The organism is Vulcanisaeta sp. JCM 16161, from assembly GCF_001316285.1.
In genome coordinates this window covers 36,351-48,781 of record NZ_BBDO01000010.1, presented here as the reverse complement: position 1 = coordinate 48,781, position 12,431 = coordinate 36,351, and the positions used below count along the sequence as shown (strand labels likewise).

General features: G+C 44.4%; 18 protein-coding genes. 10 read left to right on the top strand and 8 right to left on the bottom strand.

All coding sequences use genetic code 11. From position 1 onward, the window contains the following. Positions 1-4: 4 nt before the first annotated feature. Together JCM16161_RS12090 and JCM16161_RS12085 are read left to right on the top strand one after the other, a co-directional pair. Complete coding sequence (locus JCM16161_RS12090; RefSeq protein WP_243671592.1) at positions 5-403, top strand: hypothetical protein; 399 nt, start codon at positions 5-7, stop codon at positions 401-403. A 291-nt stretch (positions 404-694) separates the two neighbouring features. Further along, complete coding sequence (locus tag JCM16161_RS12085; protein WP_243671591.1) at positions 695-1,405, top strand: PA14 domain-containing protein; 711 nt, start codon at positions 695-697, stop codon at positions 1,403-1,405. Positions 1,406-1,948: 543 nt separating this feature from the next. Here JCM16161_RS12085 and JCM16161_RS12080 read toward each other — a convergent pair. From JCM16161_RS12080 to JCM16161_RS12060, 5 genes are all read right to left on the bottom strand, one after another. Then, a complete protein-coding gene (locus JCM16161_RS12080; RefSeq protein ID WP_054855995.1) occupies positions 1,949-2,563 on the bottom strand; it encodes a hypothetical protein in 615 nt (204 codons plus the stop codon). Positions 2,564-2,732: 169 nt separating this feature from the next. Further along, positions 2,733-4,139 (bottom strand): hypothetical protein, encoded by a 1,407-nt coding sequence (locus JCM16161_RS12075; protein ID WP_243671638.1) that lies wholly within the window; start codon positions 4,137-4,139, stop codon positions 2,733-2,735. Between the two features lie 149 nt (positions 4,140-4,288). Beyond that, a complete protein-coding gene (locus JCM16161_RS12070) occupies positions 4,289-4,552 on the bottom strand; it encodes a hypothetical protein (protein WP_054855994.1) in 264 nt (87 codons plus the stop codon). 55 nt (positions 4,553-4,607) lie between these two features. Further along, the gene (locus JCM16161_RS12065) at positions 4,608-4,970 is read right to left on the bottom strand and encodes a hypothetical protein (protein WP_054855993.1); all 363 of its coding nucleotides are present in this window, start codon (positions 4,968-4,970) and stop codon (positions 4,608-4,610) included. A 158-nt stretch (positions 4,971-5,128) separates the two neighbouring features. Beyond that, positions 5,129-6,037 (bottom strand): hypothetical protein, encoded by a 909-nt coding sequence (locus tag JCM16161_RS12060; protein ID WP_054855992.1) that lies wholly within the window; start codon positions 6,035-6,037, stop codon positions 5,129-5,131. A gap of 238 nt (positions 6,038-6,275) precedes the next feature. Between JCM16161_RS12060 and JCM16161_RS12055 the strand changes: the two genes are divergently transcribed. From JCM16161_RS12055 to JCM16161_RS12030, 8 genes are all read left to right on the top strand, one after another. Continuing rightward, positions 6,276-7,589, top strand: coding sequence for a type II/IV secretion system ATPase subunit (locus JCM16161_RS12055; RefSeq protein ID WP_243671590.1), 1,314 nt, complete (start codon positions 6,276-6,278; stop codon positions 7,587-7,589). Continuing rightward, positions 7,586-7,882, top strand: a complete 297-nt coding sequence (locus JCM16161_RS18800; protein WP_243671589.1) for a hypothetical protein — start codon at positions 7,586-7,588, stop codon at positions 7,880-7,882. The genes JCM16161_RS12055 and JCM16161_RS18800 overlap by 4 nt, the downstream gene beginning before the upstream one ends. Then, positions 7,882-8,415 carry a type II secretion system F family protein gene (locus JCM16161_RS18795; RefSeq protein WP_243671588.1) on the top strand — a complete coding sequence of 178 codons (534 nt, stop codon included), beginning with the start codon at positions 7,882-7,884 and terminating at the stop codon, positions 8,413-8,415. Before JCM16161_RS18800 ends, JCM16161_RS18795 begins: the two co-directional genes overlap by 1 nt. A gap of 608 nt (positions 8,416-9,023) precedes the next feature. After that, the gene (locus JCM16161_RS18790; protein ID WP_243671587.1) at positions 9,024-9,176 is read left to right on the top strand and encodes a hypothetical protein; all 153 of its coding nucleotides are present in this window, start codon (positions 9,024-9,026) and stop codon (positions 9,174-9,176) included. Beyond that, a complete protein-coding gene (locus JCM16161_RS12045) occupies positions 9,151-9,600 on the top strand; it encodes a nucleotidyltransferase domain-containing protein (RefSeq protein WP_243671586.1) in 450 nt (149 codons plus the stop codon). Before JCM16161_RS18790 ends, JCM16161_RS12045 begins: the two co-directional genes overlap by 26 nt. 21 nt (positions 9,601-9,621) lie before the next feature. Continuing rightward, a complete protein-coding gene (locus JCM16161_RS12040; RefSeq protein WP_054855990.1) occupies positions 9,622-10,152 on the top strand; it encodes a PaREP1 family protein in 531 nt (176 codons plus the stop codon). Positions 10,153-10,218: 66 nt separating this feature from the next. Next, the gene (locus JCM16161_RS12035) at positions 10,219-10,401 is read left to right on the top strand and encodes an AbrB/MazE/SpoVT family DNA-binding domain-containing protein (protein ID WP_243671585.1); all 183 of its coding nucleotides are present in this window, start codon (positions 10,219-10,221) and stop codon (positions 10,399-10,401) included. Positions 10,402-10,523: 122 nt separating this feature from the next. After that, complete coding sequence (locus JCM16161_RS12030; RefSeq protein ID WP_243671584.1) at positions 10,524-10,901, top strand: PIN domain-containing protein; 378 nt, start codon at positions 10,524-10,526, stop codon at positions 10,899-10,901. A gap of 23 nt (positions 10,902-10,924) precedes the next feature. On the opposite strand, the gene JCM16161_RS12025 is transcribed toward JCM16161_RS12030, so the two are convergent. Genes JCM16161_RS12025 through JCM16161_RS18780 form a run of 3 tightly spaced genes read right to left on the bottom strand, consistent with a single transcriptional unit; the run spans position 10,925 to position 12,402 of the window. Further along, positions 10,925-11,302 carry an aspartyl protease family protein gene (locus tag JCM16161_RS12025; RefSeq protein WP_243671583.1) on the bottom strand — a complete coding sequence of 126 codons (378 nt, stop codon included), beginning with the start codon at positions 11,300-11,302 and terminating at the stop codon, positions 10,925-10,927. Positions 11,303-11,356: 54 nt separating this feature from the next. After that, complete coding sequence (locus JCM16161_RS18785; RefSeq protein WP_243671582.1) at positions 11,357-11,971, bottom strand: ATP-binding protein; 615 nt, start codon at positions 11,969-11,971, stop codon at positions 11,357-11,359. Next, a complete protein-coding gene (locus JCM16161_RS18780) occupies positions 11,944-12,402 on the bottom strand; it encodes an ATP-binding protein (protein WP_243671581.1) in 459 nt (152 codons plus the stop codon). The genes JCM16161_RS18785 and JCM16161_RS18780 overlap by 28 nt, the downstream gene beginning before the upstream one ends. Positions 12,403-12,431 lie beyond the last annotated feature (29 nt).

Here is a 12,431-nt window from a genome sequence, read left to right as displayed (position 1 = left end):
ATTGATGGTTCTTATACTACTGTTGTTACTAGTATTATTATGTATACCCATTATAGCTGACGTGATATTTAAGTACAATGGAATAATTAACATTAAGCCAACTCGTTCACCAATAACCGTAATAAGCGGTTCATGCCCATGCGGCTGTGCCTCGTGGAGCCCAACACCTAGTGGTTTCTCATCCACATTAACCGCGTATACCATGAGCACAACGAGTGGTTATGTACTGACCACGCCGCTTGTGGTGCTGAATGCGAGTACGGCAGGCACAATAACCATGACCCTCAGCACGAATACAATTGTGAGCTACGACTACATAAATGGCACGCAGATATACAGGCCAGGGAAGCATAAGCCTAAGGGCAGGTACAAACCTACTAATACAAAAGCTCGTGCTAAGTAGTCCCGTAACGAGCACCATTATGCTCAACGGCCAGTACAGCTACTCACTAACCACCGGAGTAACGTATTACTACGGATTCGCGGAAACCATAAACCCACCCACGTCAGACGTAATGAACCTGCTAAATGGCTTACAGGCGTGGTATGTACCCATGTTTACCAGGGTGACCTTGGTAATCCATTTACTGGGTACTATCCTACAAACTCCTGGCCCGCATATTACGGCCCCTCGAGCTCACCGAATAACTACTGGTATTATATATCGACAAGCATTAATCAGCCTGTCCTTAAGATGGTTAGCTCAGCCTATAGCTGGTCCTCAGGCGCCATGTTCTGGCAGGAAAGCTATAGCGGCGGTACAGTCACCATAACAATGATAGGCGTGTACTCCAATAATGGGACGCCCCAGACTTCGCCGGCATATCCCTACGTTGGTGATGGCTACGTAATTTACCTATTCCTAAAACCCACCCAATGGCAAATCAGTAGCAGTTACAATTACTCAATACCCTACGTCTCATCTAATATCTATACATTCGCAATATCACCCGTGCAGGGTGACGTGATGTTCCCGCAAAGTCCATCACCCTACCTAGTCATTGAGTGGAACCCACTCTGGCAATACGCATACACGACCAGTGGTGCGCCAGGCCAGTGGGATGTTTGGATAGCCTCAAATCGTAAAGGATCTTCTGCGAATGTTGGACCAAGTCCATCCCCGAATCTGGGTAGCCCTTACTCCGGTTGGGATGGTATTGGAACCGGCTATTTCCAGCCCAGGCCCGGCGACTACATATGTATTACGGTGAGTTATAACCCTAGCACCAATACATTAACTGGTACGGCATATGACCTAAACACGGGACAGTCGGCAAGTTTCACGCTGAGTTTAAATGGCTACTTTACACCACCGGGTAGTGGCACCTACGTATTTGGTGTGGCAGGGACAAATGGTGCTGGACAGGCTAATTGGGGTATTATCTACGTTAATTACCAGAGTTGATAGCCGTCGTTACCTCAACACCTTCGGTGTTATTTGCTTTGATTCTTTTATCTTCTCTCATGATCCTTTCGTAGATCGAATTTTTATCTATTTTTATGAATTATGAATAGAGTCATTACCGTGATTCTATACACGGACTTAAAAATAGCCCCTAAGTATAACTCAACCTTGCACTCACGAGTGCAAGTCGTTTCTTCTCAAACTTGAACCTGCGCCATAGTAAGGCTGTTTCTCGTCTTTATGACTCACATTCCTTAAGATTGCGCCTTAACGGGTATTAAAAACGTTAAGTTAATTAAGGATGAGTTTAAACTCCTCTCATTAACGTAGTCCTTACATCCTGAACTCACCAAATCCCCATTCACTCTTCGTAATTATCTTTTTTTCTTGGCTCTTCCATATTTACTATAAAAATACTTTCATTCTTAATTCCACAATGCCTTATTTTTATTTACGAGACTTACCACATCATTAACCTGGCCAGGGCTTGATAATCACTAGTCTAGAAACAAGAACCCTATAAGATACCGGATTCTCCATCAGTTAAATATACTGCAATGGTTTCGCTATGGCTATGTATGTGTTGTTGTGTTTGCTTATTGTAATTGTGTGGAGTCTCGATAGTGCCGTGTTTACTAATCCGTGTATGTAACCCTCCGTGAAGGCTGTGTTTAGTTCTTCGTCGAATGGGTTTGCGAATTCTATCTTTACCTCGTTTCTCGTCATTTCTATGCTTTTTATTATTAGTCTGTTGTATGCCGTTGCCGTGTATAGGTATGTCCTTATCGTCGTTATTGGGTCTCCCATGGGTATTTCTGTAACTATTGCTCTTGCGTATTCGTAGCCAAGCCTGTATAATGTTCGTTCCACTTCCTGCGCACCTACCTGCTGCAGTACTGCCTTAAATGCTGTGAGGAGCTGCCTTTGGGAGAAGGCTAGTGGTGTTATTGGTTGATTTATGACACCTAGCGGTTCAATATCTTTGATAATACCTAGATCATAGATTGCCTCACTCACGTGATCCTCTATATTAAGCATTAGTGCGTATGAGTTTCCAATTACGTTCCCTATATTAACGCCCTGTTTTAGTAATGACGCCGTTATCTCATTTAGTATGCCGGGTCTGTCCTTGATTACCCTTATTAGTAGCCAGTGCATTGTTTCTATTTGTTATCACACTGAATATAAACCTTAGTGTAATATTATTAAAAACATTTACACGTGTACCAATTAATATTTGTTTTATTGCTCATGTCTTAATTAGATACTATTAAAAGATTAAAAGTAAAAAGAAAAGAGGGAACCATGAATACACAATGTTCGGGCCTTACTTACCGATACATATGTAGTCCCAGTAGGCTACGCCCTGGAACTTGTAGTAGCCTTGGTATGGGTTTGGTAGGTAGATTCCGAAGCCTATGTATTGGTATGTTGGGTTGCCCCGTATGTAGTTGCTTACAGTGAGCATATAGTTTATCCATGTGCCCGTAAATATCGTGCCTCCCCTAATGTTGATTACACCATTAATATTAGGTAGCAGACTTTGTATGGCATTATCCAGGTTGCTTATGGCATTGCTCCCCGATGGGCTGGAGCTTGTGGTGTTTGATGGCCAGTAAATGACTAATGCCTTTCCATTACTCATTACAATAAAGAGGAAGAAGACGGTGCCGTTAACAACGAATTGCGCGGGGTATAAATAAGCAGATACGTGCGGGTAATTGCTGGGTTTTATTTTTAGGGAGGAGACGTCGTAGTAATACATGACCACGTAATAACTTTGCAATCCAAATTCCTCAATTGCATACGTATATATTGGGTTAGGAACCCCAGCTAAGTTGCCCTGAAACACCGCGACTCCCCAGTAGGGATTTGAGCTACCCTGGGGATAGGTACTATATTGCAATCCTGCTAATGATGCGTTTCCTACATATCCAAATGCCATGTTTTGGCTTTGGCATGGTGCTGGGAGCGGTATTGAGGCGCTCGGTGGTTGTTGCACACTTATTTGTGCAGGGAGTACTACCTCCGTGTAATTATTCACAAGTACTGTTATTGGTACTGTCATCGTCCCAATACTCGTTATACCAATTGGGATTGCTACAGCCGTTGAGCCTTCTGGTGGTAATATTGTACTGTTTGTTACGGTGTCTCCATTAACATTGGCTATTACCGTGGCATTTACCCAACCTGTGGAGTTATTCGTGAGTAAAACGATTACTTGCACCGTACTCACCGAGCCTAAGTAGACCACTGACGGTGCTATCACACTGACCTCTATTGGTCCTCTGTAGAGGTCTATGCTTGGTGTTAATCCATTACTCATTGGTATCGTTATTATTAAATTCCCTATTCCTTCATTGATTAACGTGTTTGGCACTGTCACGTAAATAGTGTTGCTGATCACCACGTAGTTACAGTACTGCATGTATTGGGTATTTCCCGTATCGTATTTACAAATCGCCTTGACACCACTAAGCGGTGTGGCTCCACTTAGTTTTATAGCTACTACGTAGTTATTACTGGCTGGGTTGAAGCTGTTGAGAGACATAGTCACCTTAATGCTCATGAGAGTTTCCAACGTCTGTTGTCTTTCCATTACGTATTTACTGAAGCCGTTAAGCACTGAGTAAATTATGGTGAGCGCCATTATGACTATTATGATCATTATCACCATTACATAAAGCTCCCCCAAGCCCTTACTGCCCAAGTCCCTTCTCAGCCGTAAAGCCATCACACGAGACCACCCTCACCAGGTAATTCGTGCTATATGGTATATTTAGGTTTGGAAAATTGAGTATAACTACCTGCCCGGGCCAAGCCTAACCAGTGGGTTTGTTACGCAGTTACTCGCCACGGACACTGGGTATATGGTTGACTCATTCAGTATGTACACGCCCGATATACTGCACGGCTTATTACCATAGTTGTATAGGCTATGCCTACTGAGGTTATTGAGGAGCCCGTGGTGTTGAATGCCGTACTCATTATCGAGAACTCGCAGGAACCACCAAGCGCATTTGCCAGTGAGTAGCCAAGTGACTCCAGGTATCCGTAGAAGTACCCGAAGATTAGTAGGCTTAGGGCCACGGCTATGACTAGCAGTATTGTTGCACCAACAACCTCACTGATGCCGGAGGAAACCATAGAAAACCACTTATGATTTAATTTTTACCCAACAATACATAATGCATTTGTCTGACTACGATGAAGCTACTACGGATGCTGCATATTTAGTGCCGCTTGATGTCACGAATAATAGTTCATAGGATGTGCCAGGAGTCACGCTACATGTTGATGCAAAGTTTGAACTATTCGTGATATCCACGGTAGCTCCTGGTGATATAGAGGTTGCGGTTATTGGTATCTGACATATTAGGTTCCCGTTCGTTGCATTTAGTAGGTAAACGCCTGTTATGGTTACGGTCACCGAGCCCGTGTTCTGGACGTAGGCATTTAATCCCTTACTTATTGATAGGCTTGCCGCGACTACCTGGAATTGCTCTGGCGTCGCCATTGAGCTTACCTTACTCGTTGTTGCTGATAGGTACCCGCTGAACCACATGTAGAGTAGTACCGCGGCTACTACCGTTATTACTATCAGTAATATGGCCGCGACTATTGGTTCTATACCAAGCTTTTTCTACTATTTCTATTCTGCACCATCAATTCCTAATCCACACGCCCTCTTTATAAACCTATCTTTCAATTCACCGAATCTCTTCACACGATGTGTACGTACATTATCACGTACATTAAGTAATTTATTAGGGCTGTGATAATTATTAGAATAGATGCATGTAGTAAGCCCACGGTTGATTTCCCATATACTATTCTCCCGATTATCGCACCTGCAATTATTGATTGAATAATACTACTTATCATTATAATTGACGAGAATAGTTGCACATTAATCATGGACAATGTTGGCACTGCTATCGCGCCAGTTGATGTGCTTATCGTTATTTTACCTATGCTTGGCATCATTAGGTAAATTACTACATCAGCAAGTATTATATATATTGCAATGACTACGTATATTAGAGCTAGGTAAGGCTTAACTTGATTCGCCTTTTCTAGGTAATAACTTACTAAGTCCTCAAAGGACTTATACGCCATGTCCAGTGTCTCCTGGAGCCTTGCCCCTGACTTTATTGCGGTATCGAGTATTGCCGCAAGCATCGCAAGGTAATTATTACCCAACTCGCTGGATGTCTTGGTGAGACCTTCCCTCATTGTTGCCACACCCATGATTTCCTTTCTGATTGACTCAGCTATTATCCTGCCAAGTCTGCCCTTACCGGCTTTCGTTAGCGTTTCAGCAACACCACTCAGAGATTGACCCGAGCTTAAGCCGTCTCTTATTATTCTTATTATCGTGGGCATGTCCATGAGTATTTCATTATTTACACGCCACAGCCTATACTCGATTATTGATAGGGGTAGTAATTCAATGGCTATCGCTATTGCCGTTACTGTGACACCTAATACGCTGTAGGGTATCGGTATGCTCAATGTTAACTTGCCAATACTCACCTGTACGTATGTCTTTGGCAGTAGTATGTACGATAATGTAATCGTAATTATTATGGTTGTTATCACCACTAATATTAATGTCGTTTCTCTATTCATGTTATTGCCTTAATTTAATGCATTCTACTTCTAAGTTATAAATCTAAATTTTAAAATTAGGATTTAAAACCCAGAATTGAAAAAGACAAACCGTGGATAAAGAGGATGTTGAGCTAATTGACGAGTACGAGGTCATTAAGGGGTTAGTGGGCGTGCTCATTGTTAGGGACAGGGACACGGGCTCTATCTATACAACGTTATTGAACCGACACTGAGCGACAACGCCAATAGGGTGCTCATGAGGACCAGGGAATTAATAAAGACAGGCAGCGCATTGCCCGAGAGCGGCGATATCGAGGAACACCTCAGGTCATTGGTCAATGAGGCAATGAGTAAATTGAGAATTAGGCTAAGCGATGATGAGTTGAGGAGTGTCATGTACTACCTGGTGCGGGACACCGTGGGCTATGGCAAGATAGACCCACTGATTAGGGATGAGTATATCGAAGACGTCAACGTTAATGGGCCTAACAAGCCCGTCTACGTGTGGCACAGTAGGTATGAGCACCTCAGGACCAATATCACCCTAGGCAGTGAGGAGTTGGGAAGCCTCATTGTGAAGGTTAGCCAGAGGGTTGGTAAGAACGTTAGCTCGGCATACCCAATACTCGAGGGCCTACTGCCCGAAGGTCTTAGGGTAGAGCTTAGTCTCCGAGATGTCGCGCCCCATGGGCCAATAATAACCATTAGGAAGTTCAGGTCCAATCCAATAACCATTGTTGATTTAATAATGAATAATATCATTAGCGCTGAGGCGATGGCGACTCTATGGTTTATGCTCGAGAACGGCATAAACTTGGTCATCATCGGGCCCACTGGCGCAGGTAAAACAACACTGCTCAACGCCCTGTTATTCCTTATAAGACCTGAGGCTAGGATCGTGACCATCGAGGACACCAGGGAGATCAATATTCCGCATGAGCAGTGGATACCACTAGTCGTTAGGGAGTCCGAGACGCCCAATGTGCAGAGTGTTACAGCTTATGACCTGGTCAAGGTTTCAATGAGGATAAGGCCTGATTACCTAGTCGTTGGTGAGTTGAGGGGTGAGGAGGCCTACGTATTCTTCCAGGGATTAGCGAGTGGTCATACCGGCTTGGCGACCATACACGCCGGTTCACTTAACGCTGCCGTCAGGAGGCTTTTGTCTAAGCCCATGAGCGTGCCCCCTGCCCTAATACCGCTGGCTAATATATTCATAATGATTAATAGGGTTAAGCTGGGTGATAGGGTTGTTAGACGTGTTATTGACATTAGCGAGTTGTTGGATATTACTAGGGGTGGCTTGAGGGTTAATACACTGTTCAGGTGGAGTAAGGATAGGGATGCCCTAGTTAAATTAAGCGATAGCGCCTTAATCGCTGACCTCATTAGGGCAGGTAGGGCGTCTCAGGAGGAGGTTGATAGGGAGCTTAGGAGGAGGGTTGAGGTCTTGGACGCCATGGCGAGGTACGGGTTTAGGTCACCTGATGCCGTGTTTAGGGTTACTAGGAATTACTACGTTGATCCCGAGAGGACCTATAGGGCCGTGATTAGCGGTGAGTTGCCTTGATTAATCCATTGACGGTTTATAGGCGCTGGGTTAGTAATTACGTCAATAGGCTCTACCTACTCAGCGGTTATGGCTTTAATAGGGACTTCGTAGCCGTGATAGCTACGTACACTCCAATAATCATTGTGGCATTAATGGTGGCCTACGCACTTACGCTGGTGAGTACGGTGAGGAATGCATTGCTCATGGTAATTATTGTATTATTGATTGATTACCTGTCCGTGCTCATGTATGCCAATGCGAGGGTCTACGTGAGGTCGAGCCACTTCGAGAGGTACTTGGTGAATACCTGATGGTCATGATACCGCTGGTAGCCAGTGGGGTTACGCTTGAGGAGTTGGTCAGTACCCTAGCCACCATTGAGAGGGACCCGTACATAGCCAGGGAGTTCAGGCTAATACTTAGGGACGTTAGGGAGGGCGGCATGGACATACTCACGGCCATTAGGGCGAGCCTGGACCGTGTCCCCTCCAGGACCTATAACGAGGTTTTCGGCCTAATAGCCGAGTCATACTTACTCAGTGCGAACCTAGCTGACATATTGATGCTTAAGCTCGAGTATCTAATTAGGAATAGGTATAATAAACTAAGGAGTACGACCCAGGTGCTCGGCCTATTCATGGAGATTTACCTAGTCGCTGCGTTACTCCTACCCGTACTGCTTGTGCTAATCGTAATCACATTGTCACCATTGGGACCCATATATTTTGGGCCCATTGTCCTTAGTCCGATGCTCGTGCTTCTAATAACTACTTTAATATATTCACCAATAATGGGATACATCATATACTTACTAATTGATTCAGTAATATCATCAATAGAGTAATCCATTATCAATCATGAGCTTAAGCATGTTTCCTTATCTTAATGATGCAAATATGGGAGTACGGTAAATCAAGTAGCTAATGTAATTACAGTAAAATAATACCTATGGTAGTATTATTCACCAAGTAGTTTAGTTATGTCCATGTTTAGTGGCCACTTGTTTTTAGCCTCGGTGAAGTTCTCAACCTCCTTGGCCTTCTTGGTGTGTTCTAGACTTATTGCAATTATTTCGATTTCGTCTAATGATTTTATTCCGTATTTTTCCCTGGCTTCCCTCGGTATTGTGAATTGCTCGATGCTGTGTGCCTAGGCCTCAGTAGGAGTACATTCCTCAACTCGATGACCCTGCCTCCATGCCTAATCACAACATCCCCAAAGGCTTCCTTACTAACTAAGTCTCAACGGACATTGAGAGCATTAAATTTAATGGAGAGTAACCTAACCTCGTCTCCAGTAACATAAGGCCTCGACTAATATCAGCCCATTAAAACCACCTTATCCCAGCAAGGGACTCCGTAAATTACTAGGATTAATTACTGCAAACCAGCTTCCTAATTAACGTTCATAAAGTATTTATTCCCGGTTCATTGCTTAATGCCTAATCATTAAATGGAGGTTAGGGAGTTGATTAGAGATGTTGCCGTTAATAGGAATATGCTTGCCCATGCATATAGGTCCTTTAGTAGGGATGAATTACTGGGTTTAAGGCTTGGGTTCTTAGGAATATACCCGCCTGGTGAATCAATTATTGTCGTTGATTAATAAGAGTGGTATTGATCCATCAACATCCGGTGAGATGCTTAATAGGGTCTTCGCTAGGCATGGCGTGGTGCTGGCGTTCCTCTTTGGTAGTCGCGCCAGGGGTAGCGCTGGGGAGGATAGTGACTATGATATTGCGGTCCTTGCGAGGGGCCCACTTAATCATGAGGAGGTTGTTGAATTAGTTAAGGATTTAGCCGACGCACTTGGCGTGCCCGTAGATAAGGTGGACCTCGTAGACCTGAGCAGGGCACCCAATGAGTTAGTGTACGTGGTTTTAAGGGATGGCGTACCTATCTACGCTGTCGATTGGGAACTAGCGCGTAGGTTGGTTGCCCGTATGTACGTGAGGATTCTGGGCGAGTCCGACTTAGATTATGTGTATTACAGGGTGTTTAGGGATAGAATTTCTAAAAAGCGTTATTAAGCGATTTGCGGCGTTTTCAATGTGGAGGTTGGTTACTTAGATTATAAGAGGGACCCCAGGGCGTATGTCTATGCCAAGGTCCTTGACGGCTTAACCGAGGCTAGGCTAGCGCTGGAGATGCTGGGTAGAGGCATGATTCAGAACGCTTCAGCTAAGGCGTTCATGAGCGTTAAGTCTATAGTCAGTGCGTTGGTTGTTAAGAATTTCGTCAAGATCATAGAGGGGGTGGATGAGAGGAGGAGGGCTTGGTATGAGGACGTGGGTTACTCGGCACCAACCACTGGGTTAGTAGGTATTTCTAAGGACCTGAAGAGACTGGGCATAGAAGTGGAAGTCATAGTAAAAACCGCATTGATGCTTCATAGATTCTCCTACAACGGCTTCGACCCGAACCTAGTCGATTATAAGGACCCTGATGAGGTTAAGGATGACATCACTGAGGTCGTTAACTGGGTCTTAACGATTAAGGAGTTATTCCTAGACGTCTGGGACGAGAGGCTAGAACGGGAGGTTGGTGAGTTAAGGAGGTTGCTTGGGCAGTACAGGGCTTAATGAGTATCTGAGACTTAATTATTTCTCAGAAATATTTATAGGCTCAGATTATTAATAGTTTAAGGTATGCTGGAGGTTAGGGTTAGGGTTTCTAGGAAGAACACAATTTACATACCTAAGGCAATTTCTGAGGCAGTAGGTATTTCTGAGGGTGATTACGTTGTTTTAAGGGTTGATGGTAATAGAATAATCATTGAGCGTGTTGAGGATCCATTTGAGTATGCGTTGAAGGTTAAAAAAGTTCGCTGAGGTGACCTTTGAGGAGTTTGAAGGGGAGTCTGAAGGGATGCAGAATGAGTATTGGGGCAGGGATTCGGATACTTCTTGATACGACCTACCTCCTACCTATTGTAGGTATTAATGTTAAGGGTGTGGAGGAGGTATTAATCGCGCTGTCAAGGGTGAGGAGGAGGTTTAGGGCTGAATTCTATTACACGCAGTACAACATTATTGAAATCCTGGGTAAACTCTCCAGGCTTAATTACGATGAGGATATCGTGAGGAGGGGTTTAAAGATCATTGGCGGTGAGTTCATACTCACCGAGCCAACACTTGATGGTTATATTAAAGCCCTCAGGCTTAGGCGAAGAGGGTTCAATGACTTAATAGACCTACTTCTATACGCCACAGCCGTCACAAGGGATTTAAAGCTATTAACCAGGGATAAAGACCTCATACAATTCCTAATGCGTGAGGGCGAACCACTCAATAATATTCTTCCCGAGGAGGATTTCTTAAGTAATGCCTAGGTCAATTGCGGTGATTTCCGCAATCACGTAAATTGTCGCACAAACAGCATGTAGTACTCGGTCTTCTCAATCCTGCCAGTCACCGGGTCGACCCTGAGCCCAAGGGTCTCCAAGGTATCAACACCGATCACGGGCATTGCACCACTGAACGCGAGTATCCTCACAGGGCCCCTCCTACCCTCAATCTCAGCCTCAGCAATGAACACCCTAGCCCTCACCACCCTATCATCACCCAACCTAACCTCAACCTCGAAGGGGGTCTCTATGAAGTGTTCCTTAGCCAATTCCAGGGGCATGACCGTGAAGGACGCGCCGGTATCCACTAGCACCCTCTCCATTGCGAACTCATCCCTACCCCTAAAGCGAACACTAACAAATACGTGACCCACCGCTCCACCCACCTGTATTATGGTGAATCTAAAAATAAATCTTTTAGTAATTGGGAATACTTAGTCTCATAGCCGCCTCCCTGTACATTGGTCCAGGAATTCGTAATCCCTAATTATGCTTAATCTCTCCAGGGTCCTTATTACGTTGCTCAGCGATGTCGGTGACACCGTTGCACCCTCAAAATCCTCCACGCACTTAACGACCTTAGACCACGTATTACCACCATTGGCAATACACCTAAGCACCAGCGCCGTCCTCCTGGCGTTAACGACTGAGTAATTCGCCTTAACCCTTATGAGCCTCTCTAGCTCGTTTAAAGCCTCATTAATCGCGGCTTCCCTAATCATGGATAGGTCCCCAGCGCCCCTAATGTAGGCGTTGGCCGCATAGACAAGCCAACCAGGTATGCCGTCAAACACGTTCGTGATTTCCTCAATAATACTCATAGGAACTTCAATGTTTAACTCCTTAAACCCCCTCCTCAGGAAGTCGATGGACTCATCATGAGTGAACCTATCAATCCTCACCTCATGGAAATACCTACCAAATAATGGTGAGTTTGGGTCCTCAATACCAATGAAGTCGTAAAGTAAGCCAACCTCGGAACCCGTGAGTATAAATGTTATGTTCCTATCAAAGTCATAGGCGTGGGCTAAGGCATTAAGAACCTCACCCGACAATGGACCCTTAACCTCTGGGCCTCATCAAGTGCTATCACGATTCTCTTCTCATTAAGTCTATCAAATAGCTCGGCAAGGCTGATCTGTTCCCTACCCCTCCACCTAACCTCGACAGTGTTACCCATGATTGAGATACCCCTAATCCTTCTCAGGATATCAATAAGTTTATCAAGACTCGATGATAGGGCATTGGATATTAATCGATAAAGATCAGATCTACCATAATTATCCCTCAATGATCTACAGTCAATTAATACATAGGGTATGCCAACTTCATTCAATGCCACATTAATCACTGATGTCTTACCAATCCTCCTAATGCCGGTAACAACGATCAAGGGCTTATCAATGTTGCTTAGGATATCATTCAATTCTTCATCCCTATCGTAGAGGTCAACCCTACTTGTCTTCGGTCTCTCATCAAGGAGCATGGCTACAACCCCTTTAATTAACTACAACC